Consider the following 16870-nt stretch of genomic DNA (forward strand, 5'->3'; position numbering starts at 1 on the left):
ATGGCGTTGAGGCGCATTGCGCTGCGGGACTTCGTGATCGTGCGGGCCCTCGAACTCGATTTCTCGGCCGGATTCACGGTGCTCACCGGCGAGACCGGTGCCGGCAAGTCGATCCTCATCGATGCGCTGCAGCTGGCGCTCGGCAACCGGGCCGATGCCGGCGCGGTGCGCGAGGGTGCCGATCGGCTCGACGTCAGCGCCGAGTTCGACGCCGACCCGGACCTGGCCGGCTGGCTGGACGAAGGCGGCTTCGAGGCCGGCGACGCCCTGCTGCTGCGCCGCACGGTCGACCTGCAGGGCCGCAGCCGCGGCTGGATCAACGGCAGCCCGGCAACGGCCACCCAGCTGCGCGAGCTCGGCGACCGGCTGCTCGACATCCATGGCCAGCACGCCTGGCAAAGCCTGACCCGCCCCGAGGCCGTGCGCGGCCTGCTGGATGCCTATGCCGGCGTCGACACCGGCGCGCTCGACAGCGCCTGGCAGGCCTGGCGGCAGGCGATCGGCGCGCTCGACACCGCCCGTTCGGCCCAGGATTCGCTGCAGCGCGAGCGCGAGCGCCTCCAGTGGCAGGTCGCCGAGGTCGCCAAGCTGGCGCCTGGCGAGGACGAATGGGAAGAGCTGTCGGCCAGCCACACCCGGATCTCGAATGCCCAGGCCCTGATCGATGCCGCCGAAGGCGCCGCCAGCGCCCTCGAGGACGACGACAGCGGCGCCCTGGCGGCCCTGAGCCGCGCCGTCGCGCTGCTGCAGAACTGCGAGCACATCGAACCCGAATTCAAGGCGCTGGGCGAGGTGCTGGCCTCGAGCGTGGCGCAGGCCTCGGATGCCGCGCACTCGCTGCACAGCTACCTGCGCCAGGCCGACACCGACCCGGAGCGGCTGGCCGAACTGGACGAGCGCATGGGCAGCTGGATGTCGTTGGCGCGCCGTTACCGGCGTCCGCCGGCCGAACTGCCGGCCCTGCTGGCGGGCTGGCAGGCCGAACTGAAGGCCCTCGATGCGCAGAGCGACCTCGACGCGCTCGAGCGCACCGAACAATCGGCGCGGCAGGCCTACCTGAAAGAGGCCAAGGCGCTGGCCAAGGCCCGCAAGCAGGCGGCGCCGAAGCTCTCGCAGGCGGTCACGCAGGCCATGCAGGAGCTCGGCATGAAGGGCGGCCGCTTCGAGGTCGCGCTGCAGCCGCTGGCGCAACCCAGCCGCGCCGGTCTCGAGGAGATCTCGTTCCTGGTCAGCGGCCATGCCGGCAGCACGCCGCGCTCGATCGGCAAGGTGGCCTCCGGCGGCGAGCTGTCGCGCATCGCCCTGGCCATCGCAGTCACGACCAGCGAACTCGGTGCCGCCCAGACCCTGATCTTCGACGAGGTCGATGCCGGCGTCGGCGGTGCGGTGGCGGAGACCGTCGGCCGGCTCATGAAGCAGCTCGGCCGCGACCGCCAGGTCCTGGCCGTGACCCACCTGCCGCAGGTGGCGGCCTGCGCCGACCACCATCTCGTGGTGGCCAAGCGGCAGACCGCTGCCAAGGGACAGGACGCCGCACGCACCGAAAGCAGCGTCGCGGTGCTCGACGCCGAGGGCCGGGCGCAGGAAGTCGCACGGATGCTCGGCGGCGAACGCGTCTCGCGCACCTCGCTCGCCCATGCGCGCGAGATGCTGGGCCAGAAGACGGAGGCCGCGGCATCGTGAACCTCGAACTGGTCCTCATCACCGGGATGTCCGGTTCCGGCAAGTCCGTCGCGCTGCACGCGCTCGAGGACGCCGGCTACTACTGCGTCGACAACCTGCCGCCCGAATTGCTGTCGCCCTTCGTCGCGCTGCAGCAGCAGCAGCAGGCCACCAAGGTGGCGATCGCGATGGACGTGCGCAGCGGCGTCTCGCTGCCGCTGGTGCCGCAGCAACTGGAGGCGCTGCGCCAGCAGGGCGTCTCGCTGCGCTCGCTGTTCCTCGACGCCACCACCGATGCGCTGGTGCGCCGCTATTCCGAAACGCGGCGCCGCCATCCGCTGTCGCGCCAGGAAGGCCGCACCGACATGCCCGAGCAGCAGCGCGTGCTGATGCAGGCGATCGAGCTCGAACGGGAGCTGCTCGCCGACCTGCGCGACGGCGCCGACGTGGTCGACACCAGCATCATCCGGCCGCCGCAGCTCCAGAGCTACGTCAAGGCGCTGATCTCGGCGCCCGACAGCGCGCTGACGCTGGTGTTCGAGTCCTTCGCCTTCAAGCGCGGCGTGCCGCTCGATGCCGACTTCGTGTTCGACGTCCGCATGCTGCCCAATCCGCACTACGTGCCGGCCCTGCGCGCCCTGACCGGGCGCGACACGCCCGTCATCGAGTGGCTGCGCGAGCACGAGGACGTGGCGCGCATGTACGGCGACATCGAGCAGTTCCTGCAGCGCTGGCTCGATGCGCTGGCGCGCGACCATCGCAGCTACGTCACGGTGGCGATCGGCTGCACCGGCGGCCAGCACCGGTCGGTGTTCCTGGTCGAGCAGCTGGCGCGCGGCTTCGGCGAACGCTGGGCGGCGCTCAAGCGCCACCGCGAACTCGACGGGGCTTGAGCGTCCGGCCTCAGCCGCGCTCGCTGCCCAGCAGCTTGCGCACCGGCGCCGGCAGTCCCAGGCCGCGCCATTCGGCGCCCGCGAACCAGCCGCCCGTGTCCGCCAGCGGCCGCACGCCACGGCTGTGGACGGCGACCGGATGCAGATGCAGGTCCTTGTGGGTCAGCACGTGCACGAAGGCCGGTTCGTCGCGGGCGCCGGCGTGGTCCCGGGCGCCCAGGGTCTCCAACAGCGCCTCGCGGCTGTCGAATACCGGCAGGCTGTAGAGGCCGGCCCAGATCCCGCGCGCGGGCCGCTTTTCCAGCCACACGCGCCCATCGACGTCGTGCGCCAGCAGCATCCAGAGCGACTGCGCGCTGCGCCGCAGCTTGCGGGTCTTGACCGGGTAGCGCTCGGGCGCACCCTGCTTGCGCGCCGCGCACAGGTCGCTCACCGGGCAGATCATGCAACTCGGCTTGCGCGGCAGGCAGACGGTGGCGCCCAGGTCCATCAGCCCCTGGGTGTAGCGAGCGATGGCCTTTCGATCCTCGGCCGGCGGCAGCAGCCCGGTGGCCTCGTTCCACAGCAGTCGCTCCTGGGCAGCGGACGACAGGTCGCCGTCAAATGCCAGCAGCCGCGTGAGCACCCGCTTGACATTGCCGTCCAGGATCGCGACCCGCTCGCCGAAGCAAAAGGCCGCGATGGCCGCGGCCGTGGAGCGGCCGATGCCCGGCAAGCTCTGCAACTCGGCCGCGGTGCGCGGGAATTCGCCGCCGAAGCGCGAGACCACCTCTTGCGCGCAGCGGTGCATGTTGCGCGCGCGGCTGTAGTAGCCGAGCCCGCTCCAGAGCCCGAACACCTCGTCCTCGGTGCCCGCGGCGAGCGCGGCCACGTTCGGAAACCGCTCGAGAAAGCGCGCGAAGTAGCCGAGCACGGTGCTCACCTGGGTCTGCTGCAGCATCACCTCGGACAGCCAGACGCGATAGGGGTCCCGGGTGTTCTGCCACGGCAGTTCGCTGCGGCCGTGGCTGGCCTGCCAGGCGACGATCCGCCCGGCAAAGCCCGTGGCGCTTCGCTGCGGGACTTCAGGCGACAAGTTCGGTCCGCACCGCGGGGGCGTGCGGTGCTTCGTTGCTCGCGAGCAAGGTGGTGAGTTCGGCCAGCCGCCGGTGCAGCTCGCCCAGGTTGGCTTCCTGCGCCGACAGCTCGGCCAGGCGCTCGTCGAGATTGCCCGCCGCGCCCTGGATGCGCTCCACGGCCTCGATGCGCTTGGTGAAATTGCGGCGCCGTTCCTTGAGCTGGGCGTCGAGCTGGGCGCCGGCGCCCTTGCTCCAGCGCTCCACCTCGGTCATGGCCGCCTCGTTGACCACCCGCAGCCGGCTCGCCAGCGCACGCACCAGCTTGTCGCAGAAGTCGGGCTGCGCCAGCTTGAGCATGTTGCCCACGCCCAGGTAGTGGATATGGCTGCGCTCGATCTGGTCGAGCTGCTGCTCGAAGCCCGACAGGTCGGGCTCGGGCGGCGCCTGCAGCGTGAAGCCGTGTTCGGCGTTGAGCTGGCGGAAGGTGGCGTGCAGCATCGACTGGATCTCGGCGCTGGTCGCCTGCACTTCGCGCAGGTTGTTGCGCAGCGACTCGAAGGTCTCGCCATAGACCTTGCGCACGCTGAACTTGATGCCGCGGCGCTTCAGCGCGGCCGACAGGCGACCCATGTCGGCCTTGAGCGCGGTGCTGCCGAGCACCGCATAGACCTCGCGCAGCAGCTTGCCCTGCACCGAGCGCAGCGCCAGGATGCGGGTGTTGCTGCCTTCGAACTCGGTCTGCTCCGCCTCGATGCGGCTGCGCATGTGGCGGATCACCGATCCGTTCTTGCCGCGCAGGCCCTGCAACTCCAGCGCCTGTTCGGACAGGTCGCGTTGGCGCACGTTGAGGATGCGCGCCGCCTCGGTCCTGAGCGCGACGATGCCGGCGTCGACGGCAAGCCGCAGCATGGTCTCGCGCTTGCCGAGCAGGCCTTCGCCGAGCACCGCCTCGAGCGCCGGCAGCCGGCTCGCCTGCAGCAGCGGCACGTCGCGGCGGATCTTGGCCTGCAGCCCCTTCTGCGCCGACACCGGCAGCACCTGCGCCAGCGGCACGCCCAGCAGCTCGGCGGCGCCCTTGCGCTGGCGCTGGATCTGGGCATCGATCTGGGCCGGCGTGCTCAGGATGTCCCACATCGTGTCGATCTTGTTGAGCACCACGATGCGGGTCTCGCTCAGGTCGCCCTCGGTGACCAGGTGCTGGCGCCAGATGGCCAGGTCGGAGCGGGTCACGCCGGTGTCGGCACCGAGGATGAAGACCACCGCATGGGCCTGCGGAATCAGGCTGACCGTCAGTTCGGGCTCGGCGCCGATCGCGTTCAGTCCGGGCGTGTCGAGGATCACCAGGCCCTGCTCCAGCAGCGGGTGCGGCATGTTCAGCACCGCGTGGCGCCAGCGCGGGATCTCGACCCGGCCATCGGCATCGGGCACCGGGTTGTCGTCGGGCACGTCGTCGCTCCAGAAGCCGAGCGCGCGCGCTTCCTCGAGCGGCACCCAGCGCACCTCGGCGACCTTGCTCATCGCCTGCGACAGCAGTTCGGCGTTCTCGACGTCGATCGCGATCTCGGTCCAGCGCTCGGGCTCGTCGCGCCAATGGGCGAGCGAATGGGCCTCGAGCCGGGTTTCGATCGGCAGCAGGCGCAGGCTCGGCTGCAGCGCCGGGTCGTAGCCCAGCTCGGTCGGGCACATGGTCGTGCGGCCGGCGCTGGCCGGCATGATCCGGCGCCCGTAGCCGGCGAAGAAGATGGCGTTGATCAGCTCGGACTTGCCGCGCGAGAACTCGGCCACGAAAGCCACCATGACCTTGCTGGTGCGCAACTGCGACTCCAGGTCGCGCAGCCGCTCGGCGACGCTCTGGTTCAGCAGGTCGTTTTCATTCAGCCAGCGGGACAACCACTTGAGGCGGTGCGCGAAGTTGCGCCGCCAAGCGCCGTGCTTGTCGAATTGCTGATTGAAGGAATCGGTCAAGGCAGGGTTTGTAAGGGCGACTTACAAAATATAGCATCGCAGGCTGCATACCGCGTCATTCGCCGTTGGGATTCAGTGCTTTTGGCACACTGGGCAGAAATACGTGGCCCGCTGGCCCTGGCGCATCATCCGCACCGGTGTCGCGCAGACCCGACACGGCTCGCCCTTGCGCCCGTAGACCGTGGCCTCGAGCTGGAAATAGCCGCTCTGGCCGTCGACGTTGGAGAAATCGCGCAGCGTGCTGCCGCCGCGCTCGACCGCTCGCGCCAGGATGTCGCGCACCGCCGCATGCAGGCGCAGCGCCCTGGGCCGGCTGATGCGCGCGGCTGACAAGGTCGGCCGGATGCCGGCCAGGAAGAGGGCTTCCGAGGCATAGATGTTGCCCACGCCCACCACCACGTCGCCGGCCAGCAGCACCTGCTTGATCGGGGCCCGGCGGCGGCGCAGGCCGGCATGGAAGGCCTCGAAGTCGAAGCCGTCGCCCAACGGCTCCATGCCGAGTCCGCCGAGCAGCTTGCGCGCCAGCGGCGAAGCCTCGTCCTCGACGTAGACCACGGCGCCGAAGCGGCGCGGGTCGTTGAGCCGCAAGGTGCCGCGGCTGGTGACGAGGTCGAAGTGATCGTGCGTGCCGGGCGCCGGCAAGGCGGTGTCGAAGCGCAGGCTGCCCGACATGCCCAGGTGCATCAGCAGCAGGCCGGCGTCGAGATCGACCAGCAGGTACTTGCCGCGCCGGCGCACGCCGAGCACGCTGCGCCCCACCAGGTCGCCGGGCTCGACCGCCAGCGCCCAGCGCAGCGGCTTGCCGACCCGCACCGCCTCGATCCGGGCGCCCGCGATGCGATCCGCGAATCCGCGGCGGGTGACTTCGACTTCGGGGAGTTCTGGCATGGGCGAGCAGGCTGACACGAAAAAACGCCGGCGTTGAGACCCCACGTCCCATGGCGCAAAAGCCTTGGATTATTATGGCTGCGATGACCTTCACGCTCCGCCGATCCCGCCTTGCGGCGGCCGCTTTCCTGGCCCTGATCGCGCTTGCGGCGCAAGGCCAGACCCCGCCCCCCGCCCCTCTCGTCGATCCGGCACAGGCTGCTGCAACGCCGGAATCCGCCAAGTCCAGCGCCCCCGCCCAGCCCTCGGCGATGACCGCCGACCTGTTCTACGAAGTGCTGCTGGGCGAGCTCAGCGCCCGCTCCGACCCAGGCGCCGCCTACGGCCTGGTGCTCGACGCCGCCCGCCGCGCCCGCGACGGCAAGCTGTTCCAGCGCGCGGTCGAGATCGCGCTGCAGTCGCGCTCCGGGGACTCGGCCCTCGAAGCCGCCCGGGCCTGGAAGGACAGCCTGCCCGAGTCGCGCGAGGCGCGCCGCGTCGAGCTGCAGATACTGATCGCGCTGAACCGCATCGCCGATACGGTCGAGCCGCTGCGGGCCGAGATCGCCGCCACGCCGCAGATCGAGCGTCCGTTCCTGATGGCCGTGATCGCGCGCAACTATTCGCGGGCCACCGACAAGAAACTCGCCGCCTCGGTGGTCGAACAGGCGCTGGTCGACGAACTGGCGAACCCCGCCACCGCGGGCGCCGCCTGGGCCACCGTCGGCCGGCTGCGGCTGGCCGCCGGCGACACCTCCGGCGCGCTCGACGCCGCCATCAAGGGCCAGCAGCTGGATCCAGCCTCCGAAGGCCCGGCCATGCTGGCGCTCGAGATCATGGATCCGGGCCAGCCGCTGGCCGAGCCGATCGTCAAGCGCTACCTCGCCGGCCCCAAGGTCCTGCCCGAAATGCGCGTGGGCTATGCCCGCGCCCTGGTCGAGGGCCGCCGCTACGCCGAGGCCTCGAGCGAGCTCGCCGCCCTCACCGCCGCCCGCCCCGAGCTGCCCGAACCCTGGCTGCTGCTCGGCAGCCTGCAGACCCAGGCGCGCCAGGACAAGGCGGCCGAAACCTCGCTCAACCGCTTCATCTCGCTCGCGCCCGACATTCGCGACCCGGAAGGGCGCGAGCGCGGCCTGACCCAGGCCTACCTGCTGATGGCGCAGCTGGCCGAGCGGCGCAAGGATTTCACCGCTGCCGACGGCTGGCTGGCCCGCATCGACAGCACCGACGACCTGGTCGGCGCCCAGGCGCGCCGCGCCGCGCTGCTGGCCCGCCAGGGCAAGCTGCCGCAGGCCCGCGAACTGGTGCGCAGCCTGCCCGAACGCACCGCCGACGAAAAGAAGCAGAAGTTCCTCACCGAAGTGCAGCTGCTGCGCGACGCCAAGCAATACCAGGCCGCTTTCGACATGCTGGCCCAGGCCAGCGCCGCGGCACCGACCGACGTCGACCTGATCTACGACCAGGCCATGGTGGCCGAGAAGCTCAACCGCCTCGACGAGATGGAGCGCCTGCTGCGCCGGGTGATCGAACTCAAGCCGGACAACCAGAACGCCTACAACGCGCTCGGCTATTCGCTGGCCGATCGCAAGGTGCGGCTCGAAGAGGCGCGCACGCTGATCCAGAAGGCCGTGCAGCTGGCGCCCGAAGACCCGTTCATCGCCGACAGCCTGGGCTGGGTCGAGTACCGGCTCGGCAACACGACCGAGGCGCTGCGCATCCTCGAAGATGCCTACAAGCGCCGGCCCGACCCCGAGATCGGCGCCCACCTGGGCGAGGTGCTGTGGGCCGCCGGCCAGCGCGATCGCGCGGTGAGCATCTGGAAGGAAGCGTCGCTCGCGGATGCGGACAACGAGACGCTGCAGGAAACGCTCAAGCGCCTGCACGTGAAGCTTTGAACCGGCGTGGGTTGCTGCTGGCCGGCTGCGCCGGCCTGCTGGTGCTGGCGGGCTGCGCGAGTCCGGGCGGCGCGCCCGGACCCGGCACCGCCATCGAGGCCTGGAGCGGCCGCCTGTCGCTGCGCCTCGAGGGCGACGCCAGCCAGAGCTTCTCGGCCCTGTTCGAACTGCGCGGTGCGCCGCGGGCCGGCGACCTGATCCTCACGAGCCCGATCGGCAGCACCCTGGCCCAGCTCCACTGGGCACCCGGCGAGGCCGTGCTCAGGAACGGCAGCGAAACCCGCCGCTACGACTCAGTCGACGCGCTGATCGAGGCCGCCACCGGCGCCGCGATCCCGGTCGGCGCGCTGTTCGCCTGGCTGGCCGGCCGCGACGAGCAGGTGCCCGGCTGGCGGCCCGACCTGTCGCAAGTGGCGGCGGGCCGCCTGCAGGCCACGCGTGAATCACCGGCGCCCCGGGCCGACCTGCGGATCGTCTTCGAACGCGCATGAAGGCGCTCTACGACCTGCCGGCACCGGCCAAGCTCAATCTCTTCCTGCACATCACGGGCCGGCGCGCCGACGGCTACCACCTGCTGCAGTCGGTCTTCATGCTGATCGACTGGTGCGACACGCTGCATGTCGAGTGCCGCGCCGATGGCGCGATCAGCCGCGAGGACCTGACCACCCCGCTGCCGGCCGACGACCTGGTCGTTCGCGCGGCCAGGGCCTTGCAAGCCGAGGCGCGAACGCCGCTGGGGGCCCACATCGGGGTCGCCAAGCAGGTGCCGGCCCAGGCCGGCATGGGCGGCGGCTCTTCCGACGCGGCCACCTGCCTGCTGGCCCTCAATCGTCTCTGGGGGCTGAACCTGCCGCTCGCGACGCTCGAGCGCATCGGCCTCGCACTGGGCGCCGACGTTCCTTTCTTCTTGCGCGGACGCAACGCCTGGGTCGAGGGAATCGGCGAGATAATCACGCCCGTCGAGCTCCCGCCGGGCTGCTTCGCGGTCGTGAAACCGCCCGAGGGACTCGATACCCGACAGATTTTTTCAGCAGAGGATCTGCAACGCGCAACTCCTACTGCTATAATCTCGGGCTTTGCTGCACATAGCGAATCGCGTCAGGGCCAGATCGAAAAAGGATGGGGCTTTGGCAGAAACGACCTGCAGCCAGTTGCCCAGCGGCTTTGTCCCGCGGTCACCGAAGCCATCGAATGGCTCGGCCACCAAGGACTCGAAGCGCGGATGACCGGTTCGGGAAGTTCGGTGTTTGCAGCGATGCCGCATGACGCGGAACTCGCCGAGGCCCCCGAGGGCTGGCAGGTTCGCAAATGCAGCAACCTGGCCGTTCACCCCCTCGTGGGTTGGGCGGTCTGAGAAGATAATCAGGTCGCTCACGCGATCTGATGCGACATATATCGGTTGGCGACATTGGTCGTCGACCCGTGTAGGGGAGTCGCCAAGCTGGTTAAGGCACTGGATTTTGATTCCAGCATGCAAAGGTTCGAATCCTTTCTCCCCTGCCAAATTCACTCACGAGAATTTTGGCGGCTCTCCCGAAAGAGCCAATTCGCATTGCCGGGACGCACTCATGCAGGCTCAACACCCTGACTTCATGGTTTTCACCGGCAACGCCAATCCGGGCCTTGCCGCCGAGATCTCGCACAACCTGGGCACTTCGCTGGGTGCCGCGCGGGTCGGTCGCTTCTCCGACGGCGAAGTCACCGTCGAGATCAACCAGAACGTCCGCGCCCGCGACGTGTTCGTGGTCCAGTCGACCTGTGCCCCGACCAACGAAAACCTGATGGAACTGCTCATCATGGTCGACGCGCTCAAGCGCGCATCGGCCGAGCGCATCAGTGCCGTGATCCCCTACTTCGGCTACGCGCGCCAGGACCGCCGTCCGCGCTCCAGCCGGGTGCCGATCTCGGCCAAGGTGGTGGCCAACCTGCTCGAGACCGTGGGCGTGGCCCGGGTGCTCACCATGGACCTGCACGCCGACCAGATCCAGGGCTTCTTCGACATCCCGGTCGACAACATCTATGCCTCGCCGGTGCTGCTGGGCGACCTGCGCCAGAAGAACTACGAAGACCTGATCGTGGTCTCGCCCGACGTCGGCGGCGTGGTGCGTGCCCGGGCGCTGGCCAAGCAACTGAATTGCGACCTGGCGATCATCGACAAGCGCCGCCCGCGCGCCAACGTGAGCGAAGTCATGCACGTGATCGGCGAGATCGACGGCCGCAACTGCGTGATCATGGACGACATGATCGACACCGCCGGGACGCTGGTGAAGGCGGCCGAAGTCCTGAAGGAACGCGGCGCCAAGAAGGTCTATGCGTATTGCACGCACCCGATCTTCTCGGGCCCCGCCATCGAGCGCATCGCCCAGGGCTCGGCGCTCGACGAAGTGGTCGTGACCAACACGATCCCGCTGTCCGACGCCGCCGTCGGCTGCACCAAGATCCGCCAACTGTCCGTGGCACCGCTGATCGCCGAAACGATCCAGCGCATCGCCAAGGGCGAGTCGGTGATGAGTTTGTTCTCGGACCAGGAAAACCTGTTCTGAGCAAAGAGCCGGGCTTCCCGCAGCGGAAGCCCATTTTGAAAACCGGAGCCGCACTGGTCGCGGTCGGCTTCCACAGGAGTTATCCATGAAATTCGTCGCTTTTGAGCGCGCCAAGCAGGGCACGGGTGCGAGCCGCCGTCTCCGCATCACGGGCAAGACGCCCGGCATCGTCTACGGTGGCGAAGGCCAGCCGCAACTGATCGAGATCGATCACAACGCGCTGTGGCATGCCCTCAAGAAGGAAGCCTTCCACTCGTCGATCCTCGAGATGGAACTCGCCGGCGCCAGCACCAAGGTGCTGCTGCGCGACGTGCAATACCACCCGTTCCGCCAGCTCGTGCAGCACGTCGACTTCCAGCGCGTCGATGCCCGCACCCGCATGACGGTCAAGGTGCCGCTGCACTTCAAGGGTGAAGAAGAGTCGACCGCCGTCAAGCTCGACCACAACCTCGTGAACCACGTGATGAACGAACTCGAAGTCAGCTGCCTGCCGGCCGACCTGCCCGAGTTCATCGAAGTCGACCTGTCGGGCCTGACCAAGAACGCCACCGTGCACGTCAACGACATCAAGCTGCCCAAGGGCGTGAAGTTCGTGAGCCACGGCAAGATCAACCCGGTTGTGGTCTCGGCCGTGCCGCCGCTGGTCGCCGAAGAGCCTGCTGCCGGCGCCGAAGGCGCTGCGGCCGAAGGTGCTGCCGCACCGGCCGCCAAGGCCGACGCCAAGGCACCCGCGAAGAAGAAGTAATCCGCTTCGCGATCGCGCCCTAACGGCCCGCCCAGTGCGGGCCGTTTTCGTTGGCGCGCCAAGTCACAATCCGTCCTCATGATCAAGCTGTTTGTAGGCCTCGGAAATCCGGGCCCTGAATACGAGGCCACGCGCCACAACGCGGGTTTCTGGTGGATCGACGCGCTGGCCCGCGACCTGAAGCTCACGCTCGCGCCCGAGCGCAGCTACCACGGGCTGGTGGCGCGCACCCAGGTCGGCGGCAAGCCGCTCTGGCTGCTCGAGCCGCAGACCTTCATGAACCTTTCGGGCAAGTCGACGGCCGCGCTGGCGCGCTTCTTCAAGATCGAGCCCAACGAGATCCTGGTCGCGCACGACGAACTCGACGTGGTGCCGGGGCAGGCCAAGCTCAAGTTCGGCGGCAGCCACGCAGGCCACAACGGCCTGCGCGACATCCACGCGCAACTCGGCACCGGCGACTACTGGCGGCTGCGGCTCGGCATCGGCCATCCGGGCGTCAAGTCCGAGGTCGTGAGCTGGGTGCTCAAGAAGCCGCTGAAGGAACAACGCGAGGCGATCGAGGACGCGATCGTGCGCTCGCTGCACGCTTTTCCGGCCCTGGTGGCCGGCGAGATGGACAAGGCGACCCTGCTCATCCACACGAGCAAGCCGCCGCGCCCCAAACCACCGCGGCGCGAGCCCGGCGACGGGGGTGAACCCGCCGCGGGCTAGCGGAAGCAAGCGAGAAGAAGGAAAAGGGAGACAACAAGAATGAGTCTGTCACAAGCACGAATCGCCAGCCGCGGCAGCCTGCTGCTGGCCGGCGCCTGCCTGCACTGGGCCGCCACGGCACAGGGCGCCAGCGGCATCTGGCGCTGCGGCAACAGCTACACCGACCAGCCCTGCGACACCGGCCGGGCCCTGCCGCTCGACGAGGCGCCGGGTGCCGAGCGAAAACGCGAAGCCGACCAGGCGACGCGCGAAGCCCGCGCCGAGGCCCAGCGCATGGAGCGCGATCGCCTGCGGCTCGAAGCCGCGCAGGGCCCCGGGCAGGCGATCCTGATCGACAACGCGCCGCGCGCCCGGGCGGCCGCGCCGGAACCCCGTGATGTTTCGATGAAGAAGGGCAAGCCGCGCAAGGACCCGCAGTACCTGAGTCCGCGGGATCCCTCGGCAGCACCCAAGAAAAAGCGCCCTGCGAAAGACTAGGGCGCGGGGACCGGCCCGGGCTCGGCCGCGGCCCTGGCCGCCTTCTCGGCCGCCAGCCGCTCGAACTTCTGCCACAGCGTCTCGCGCGTCTCGACATGCGCGGGATTGGTCGGGATGCACGCGACCGGGCACACCTGCACGCACTGCGGTTCGTCGAAGTGGCCCACGCATTCGGTGCACTTGTGCGGGTCGATCTCGTAGATCTCCTCGCCCATGTAGATCGCGTCGTTGGGGCACTCCGGCTCGCAGACGTCGCAGTTGATGCATTCGTCGGTGATCATCAAGGCCATGGCCCGATTATCGATGCTCTCGGGCACGGACGTTGCGTGTCGGGTTATGCTGCGCCCCGCCCTATGAGTCTGTTCCTGTTCAAGCGTTTCCTGACCCTGATCGCCACCTTGATCGGCGCCTCGGTCATCGTCTTCCTGGTGCTCGAGATCCTGCCCGGCAATGCCGCGCAGATGCTCATGGGCCCGGATGCCGCGCCCGAGGCGGTGGCCGCGCTGGCCGCCAAGCTGGGGCTCGACCAGCCGGCCTGGAGCCGCTACTGGCACTGGATCGGCGGCCTGCTCACCGGCCAGCTCGGCGACAGCTACGCCTACAGCTCGCCAGTCCTCGACCTGATCCTCGAGCGGCTCGCCCTGACCGTGCCGCTGGCGCTGCTGGCGATGGCCTTCACCACCGTGCTGGCGCTGGCGGTCGGCGTGACGGCGGCGGCCCGCCACAACAAGCTCGGCGACGTCGGGCTGATGGGCCTCACGCAGGTCGGCATCGCGATCCCGAATTTCTGGTTCGCGATCCTGCTGATCCTGGTGTTCTCGGTCCAGCTGCAGTGGTTCTCGGCCGGCGGCTTCGAGGGCTGGGGCGAAGGCATCCTGTCCGGGCTCAAGTCGCTGCTGCTGCCGGCCCTGTCGCTGGCCGTGGTGCAGGCCGCGATCCTGGCGCGCATCACGCGCTCGGCGGTGCTGGAGGTGATGCGCGAGGACTTCGTGCGCACCGCCCGCGCCAAGGGCGTGTCGCAGCGGGCGGTGCTCTGGGGCCACGTGCTGCGCAATGCCATGATCCCGGTGGTCACGGTGATGGGCATGCAGTTCTCCGAACTGCTGGCCGGCACCATCGTGGTCGAGAACGTGTTCTACCTGCCCGGCCTGGGCCGGCTGATCTTCCAGGCCATCAGCAACCGCGACCTGATCGTGGTGCGCAACTGCGTGATGCTGCTGGCCGCGATGGTGGTCATCGTCAATTTCGTGGTCGACGTGCTGTATGCCGTGATCGACCCGCGCATCAAGGCTTCCGACATATGAGCGCAGTACCCACTGCGGTGCCCAGCGCGGCCGCCTTCAAGGTGCCCGGTTTCTGGCGCCGCGCGCTGCGGCACCGCAGCTTCACGATCGGCGCAGTGCTCAGCCTGCTGCTGGTTGCGGCGGCCGCCGTGTCGCTGGTGTGGACCCCGTGGTCGCCCTACGAGATGGACCTCGCGAGCAAGCTGCAGAAGCCGAGCTGGGCGCACTGGCTCGGCACCGACACCTTCGGCCGCGACGTCGCCTCGCTGCTGCTGGTGGGCGCCCGCGCCTCGATCCTGGTCGGCGTGATCGCCGTCGGCATCGGCCTCACGGTCGGCACCGCGCTCGGCCTGCTCGCCGCCGCTCGCCGCGGCTGGGTCGAGGAAGCGATCATGCGCTTGACCGACTTCACGATGGCCTTTCCGGCGATCCTGTCGGCGATCATGATGACCGCGGTGTTCGGCGCCGGCATCGTCAATGCGATCGTCGCCATCGGCATCTACAACATCCCGACCTTCGCGCGCATCACGCGGGCCTCGGCCAACGCGATCTGGTCGCGCGAGTACGTGGCGGCCGCGCGCGCCTGCGGCAAGGGCGCGTTCGCCATCACGATGCAGCACGTGCTGCCCAACATCTCGGCGGTGCTGATCGTGCAGATCACGATCCGCTTCGCGGTTGCGATCCTGGCCGAGGCGGCGCTGTCCTACCTCGGCCTGGGCACGCAGCCGCCGCAGCCTTCGTGGGGCCGCATGCTGAGCGAGGCCCAGACCATGATGTTCCAGGCCCCCCTGCTGGCCGTGTTCCCCGGCATGGCGATCGCGCTGGCGGTGCTGGGCCTCAACCTGCTGGGCGACGGCCTGCGGGACCTGCTCGATCCCCGCCTTGCGCGCGCCCGCTGAACCTCCCATGCCTCTTCTCGAAGTCAACGACCTTCATGTGCAGCTGCAGACGCAGCGCGGCCCGGCCGAGGCGGTGCGCGGCATCGGCTTCACGCTGGAGCGCGGCGAGACGATGGGCATCGTCGGCGAATCCGGCTGCGGCAAGTCGATCACGGTGCAATCGCTGATGGGCCTGCTGCCGGCCAGCGCCAAGGTCAGCGGCAGCATCCGCTTCGAGGGGACCGAACTGGTCGGCCTGCCCGAGCGCGAGATGTGCAAGCTGCGCGGCGATCGCATCGGCATGATCTTCCAGGAGCCGATGACCGCGCTGAACCCGGTCCACACGATCGCCCGCCAGGTCGGCGAGCCGCTGCGGCTGCACCGCGGCCTCTCGGCCGCCGACGCGCGCAGGGAGGCGCTGGCACTGCTCGAGCGCGTCGGCATCCCCGATGCGGCCTCGCGCCTCGACGCCTATCCGCACCAGTTCTCGGGCGGCCAGCGCCAGCGCATCGGCATTGCGATGGCGCTGGCCTGCGGGCCCGACCTGCTGATCGCCGACGAGCCGACCACCGCGCTCGACGTCACGATCCAGAAGCAGATCCTCGAGCTGATCCGCGGCCTGGTCGCGGAGCGCGGGATGGCCCTGATCCTGATCTCGCACGACCTCGGTGTGATCGCCGAGAGCGTCTCGAAGATGCTCGTGATGTACGGTGGCAGCGTGGTCGAGAGCGGGCCGACCGCCGCGGTCTTCGCCGAGCGGGCGCATCCGTACACGCAAGGCTTGTTCGCGGCCCGCCCGGCGCTCGGCGCGCCGCGCGGCCTCAAGCTCGCGACCATCCGCGGCAGCGTGCCGGAACTGGTCGACCTGCCGCCGGGCTGTCCGTTCGCGGGCCGCTGCCGCTACACGGTCGACGCCTGCGAGGCCACGCGCCCGCCGGCGGTCTCGCTGCCGCGCGACCACCGGGTGCGCTGCATACGGCTCGACGAGATCGCCGCCGTTGCGGGAGCCGCCGCATGACGCAGTTCGACCCGGACCCGAAGTCCGCCGCGCTGCTCGAAGTCACGGACCTGGTGCGCCACTACACGCTGCCGCGCGAGCGGCTGTTCGGCCCGGCGCCGATGGTGAAGGCGCTCAATGGCGTGAGTTTCAGCGTCCGGCCCGGCCAGAGCCTGGGCATCGTCGGTGAATCGGGCTCGGGCAAGTCGACCATCGCACGGCTCGTGATGGCGCTCGACCGGCCGACTTCCGGTCACGTCAAGCTGATGGGACGCGACCTGCACGCCTTGCCGAAAGACGAACTGCGCGCCGCGCGACGCGACGTGCAGATGGTGTTCCAGGACCCTTATGGTTCGCTCGATCCGCGCCAGACGGTCGCGCGGATCGTCGCCGAGCCGCTCGAGGCGCTGGCCGAGACCAGCCGGGCCGAGCAACGCGAACGGGCCGGCGAATCGCTGGCCGCCGTCGGCCTGCGCAGCACCGACCTGCACAAGTACCCGCACGAATTCTCGGGCGGCCAGCGCCAGCGGATCGCCATCGCGCGGGCCCTGATCACGCGGCCGAAGCTGATCGTGGCCGACGAGCCGGTGAGCGCGCTCGACGTCTCGGTGCAGGCCCAGGTGCTGAACCTGATGCAGGACCTGCAGCAGCAGTTCGGCATCAGCTACCTGCTGATCAGCCACGACCTAGCGGTGGTCAACCACCTGTGCGACGAGGTCTGCGTGCTGCATCGCGGCATCGTGGTCGAGCGCGGCGCGCCGCGGCATCTCTTCGCGCACGCGCAGCATCCCTATACCCGGGCGCTGCTGGACGCGGTGCCGCGCGCCGAACCGCTGGCTTCGGCATGATCGCGCATGAGCAAATGCTTGCGGCGCGGGCGCCGGTTCGCGATGATG

The 16870-nt window shown here is 69.5% G+C and carries 17 protein-coding genes and 1 tRNA gene; 14 read left to right on the forward strand and 4 right to left on the reverse strand.

Annotated features, from left to right (window positions below):
* Positions 1-1683, forward strand: a complete 1683-nt coding sequence (recN, locus tag QTI68_RS24585; protein WP_286525305.1) for a DNA repair protein RecN — start codon at positions 1-3, stop codon at positions 1681-1683.
* On the forward strand, positions 1680-2555 hold the full coding sequence (rapZ, locus tag QTI68_RS24590; protein WP_286525307.1) for an RNase adapter RapZ: 876 nt from the start codon (positions 1680-1682) through the stop codon (positions 2553-2555). Before recN ends, rapZ begins: the two co-directional genes overlap by 4 nt.
* Before the next feature lie 10 nt (positions 2556-2565).
* Here rapZ and mutY read toward each other — a convergent pair whose 3' ends face one another.
* The 3 genes from mutY to mutM all read right to left on the reverse strand — a co-directional run bounded on the left by mutY (position 2566) and on the right by mutM (position 6466).
* On the reverse strand, positions 2566-3630 hold the full coding sequence (gene mutY / locus QTI68_RS24595; protein ID WP_286525308.1) for an A/G-specific adenine glycosylase: 1065 nt from the start codon (positions 3628-3630) through the stop codon (positions 2566-2568).
* Positions 3620-5578: a dynamin family protein gene (locus QTI68_RS24600; protein WP_286525309.1), complete on the reverse strand. Its 1959-nt coding sequence runs from the start codon at positions 5576-5578 to the stop codon at positions 3620-3622. Before QTI68_RS24600 ends, mutY begins: the two co-directional genes overlap by 11 nt.
* A gap of 72 nt (positions 5579-5650) precedes the next feature.
* Positions 5651-6466: a bifunctional DNA-formamidopyrimidine glycosylase/DNA-(apurinic or apyrimidinic site) lyase gene (mutM, locus tag QTI68_RS24605; RefSeq protein ID WP_286525310.1), complete on the reverse strand. Its 816-nt coding sequence runs from the start codon at positions 6464-6466 to the stop codon at positions 5651-5653.
* Positions 6467-6549: 83 nt separating this feature from the next.
* On the opposite strand from mutM, the gene QTI68_RS24610 reads away from it, so the two are divergent.
* From QTI68_RS24610 to QTI68_RS24645, 8 genes are all read left to right on the forward strand, one after another.
* Positions 6550-8340: a tetratricopeptide repeat protein gene (locus QTI68_RS24610; RefSeq protein ID WP_286525312.1), complete on the forward strand. Its 1791-nt coding sequence runs from the start codon at positions 6550-6552 to the stop codon at positions 8338-8340.
* A complete protein-coding gene (locus tag QTI68_RS24615; RefSeq protein WP_286525314.1) occupies positions 8337-8831 on the forward strand; it encodes a lipoprotein insertase outer membrane protein LolB in 495 nt (164 codons plus the stop codon). Before QTI68_RS24610 ends, QTI68_RS24615 begins: the two co-directional genes overlap by 4 nt.
* A complete protein-coding gene (gene ispE, locus QTI68_RS24620) occupies positions 8828-9694 on the forward strand; it encodes a 4-(cytidine 5'-diphospho)-2-C-methyl-D-erythritol kinase (protein ID WP_286525316.1) in 867 nt (288 codons plus the stop codon). Before QTI68_RS24615 ends, ispE begins: the two co-directional genes overlap by 4 nt.
* Before the next feature lie 72 nt (positions 9695-9766).
* Positions 9767-9843 (forward strand) — tRNA-Gln (locus QTI68_RS24625).
* A 65-nt stretch (positions 9844-9908) separates the two neighbouring features.
* Positions 9909-10883: a ribose-phosphate pyrophosphokinase gene (locus QTI68_RS24630; protein ID WP_286506086.1), complete on the forward strand. Its 975-nt coding sequence runs from the start codon at positions 9909-9911 to the stop codon at positions 10881-10883.
* Positions 10884-10968: 85 nt separating this feature from the next.
* On the forward strand, positions 10969-11628 hold the full coding sequence (locus QTI68_RS24635) for a 50S ribosomal protein L25/general stress protein Ctc (protein WP_286525319.1): 660 nt from the start codon (positions 10969-10971) through the stop codon (positions 11626-11628).
* A 78-nt stretch (positions 11629-11706) separates the two neighbouring features.
* Positions 11707-12339, forward strand: coding sequence for an aminoacyl-tRNA hydrolase (pth, locus tag QTI68_RS24640; RefSeq protein WP_286525321.1), 633 nt, complete (start codon positions 11707-11709; stop codon positions 12337-12339).
* 39 nt (positions 12340-12378) lie between these two features.
* Positions 12379-12816, forward strand: a complete 438-nt coding sequence (locus tag QTI68_RS24645; RefSeq protein ID WP_286525322.1) for a hypothetical protein — start codon at positions 12379-12381, stop codon at positions 12814-12816.
* Here QTI68_RS24645 and QTI68_RS24650 read toward each other — a convergent pair.
* Complete coding sequence (locus QTI68_RS24650; protein WP_286525324.1) at positions 12813-13106, reverse strand: YfhL family 4Fe-4S dicluster ferredoxin; 294 nt, start codon at positions 13104-13106, stop codon at positions 12813-12815. The two genes, QTI68_RS24645 and QTI68_RS24650, sit on opposite strands and share 4 nt — an antisense overlap.
* Positions 13107-13169: 63 nt before the next feature.
* Here QTI68_RS24650 and QTI68_RS24655 point away from each other — a divergent pair, with 63 nt between their 5' ends.
* Genes QTI68_RS24655 through QTI68_RS24670 form a run of 4 tightly spaced genes read left to right on the forward strand, consistent with a single transcriptional unit; the run spans position 13170 to position 16822 of the window.
* Positions 13170-14120, forward strand: a complete 951-nt coding sequence (locus QTI68_RS24655; protein WP_286525326.1) for an ABC transporter permease — start codon at positions 13170-13172, stop codon at positions 14118-14120.
* A complete protein-coding gene (locus QTI68_RS24660) occupies positions 14117-14998 on the forward strand; it encodes an ABC transporter permease (RefSeq protein ID WP_286525328.1) in 882 nt (293 codons plus the stop codon). Before QTI68_RS24655 ends, QTI68_RS24660 begins: the two co-directional genes overlap by 4 nt.
* Positions 14999-15005: 7 nt before the next feature.
* A complete protein-coding gene (locus QTI68_RS24665; protein WP_286525330.1) occupies positions 15006-15995 on the forward strand; it encodes an ABC transporter ATP-binding protein in 990 nt (329 codons plus the stop codon).
* Positions 15992-16822, forward strand: coding sequence for an ATP-binding cassette domain-containing protein (locus tag QTI68_RS24670; protein WP_286525332.1), 831 nt, complete (start codon positions 15992-15994; stop codon positions 16820-16822). Before QTI68_RS24665 ends, QTI68_RS24670 begins: the two co-directional genes overlap by 4 nt.
* Positions 16823-16870 lie beyond the last annotated feature (48 nt).

The sequence above is a fragment of the Variovorax sp. J31P207 genome (assembly GCF_030316965.1).
In the GTDB taxonomy this organism is placed as follows: domain Bacteria; phylum Pseudomonadota; class Gammaproteobacteria; order Burkholderiales; family Burkholderiaceae_C; genus Variovorax; species Variovorax ginsengisoli_B.

What these genes read in the sequence shown, in the direction of transcription:
- ispE (WP_286525316.1), top strand. Translation starts at nt 8,828, where the DNA reads ATGAAGGCGCTCTACGACCTGCCGGCACCGGCCAAGCTCAATCTCTTC.
- QTI68_RS24670 (WP_286525332.1), top strand. Translation starts at nt 15,992, where the DNA reads ATGACGCAGTTCGACCCGGACCCGAAGTCCGCCGCGCTGCTCGAAGTC.
- pth (WP_286525321.1), top strand. Translation starts at nt 11,707, where the DNA reads ATGATCAAGCTGTTTGTAGGCCTCGGAAATCCGGGCCCTGAATACGAG.
- QTI68_RS24645 (WP_286525322.1), top strand. Translation starts at nt 12,379, where the DNA reads ATGAGTCTGTCACAAGCACGAATCGCCAGCCGCGGCAGCCTGCTGCTG.
- QTI68_RS24655 (WP_286525326.1), top strand. Translation starts at nt 13,170, where the DNA reads ATGAGTCTGTTCCTGTTCAAGCGTTTCCTGACCCTGATCGCCACCTTG.
- QTI68_RS24635 (WP_286525319.1), top strand. Translation starts at nt 10,969, where the DNA reads ATGAAATTCGTCGCTTTTGAGCGCGCCAAGCAGGGCACGGGTGCGAGC.
- QTI68_RS24660 (WP_286525328.1), top strand. Translation starts at nt 14,117, where the DNA reads ATGAGCGCAGTACCCACTGCGGTGCCCAGCGCGGCCGCCTTCAAGGTG.
- recN (WP_286525305.1), top strand. Translation starts at nt 1, where the DNA reads ATGGCGTTGAGGCGCATTGCGCTGCGGGACTTCGTGATCGTGCGGGCC.
- QTI68_RS24630 (WP_286506086.1), top strand. Translation starts at nt 9,909, where the DNA reads ATGCAGGCTCAACACCCTGACTTCATGGTTTTCACCGGCAACGCCAAT.
- mutM (WP_286525310.1), bottom strand. Translation starts at nt 6,466, where the DNA reads ATGCCAGAACTCCCCGAAGTCGAAGTCACCCGCCGCGGATTCGCGGAT.
- QTI68_RS24650 (WP_286525324.1), bottom strand. Translation starts at nt 13,106, where the DNA reads ATGGCCTTGATGATCACCGACGAATGCATCAACTGCGACGTCTGCGAG.
- QTI68_RS24610 (WP_286525312.1), top strand. Translation starts at nt 6,550, where the DNA reads ATGACCTTCACGCTCCGCCGATCCCGCCTTGCGGCGGCCGCTTTCCTG.
- QTI68_RS24665 (WP_286525330.1), top strand. Translation starts at nt 15,006, where the DNA reads ATGCCTCTTCTCGAAGTCAACGACCTTCATGTGCAGCTGCAGACGCAG.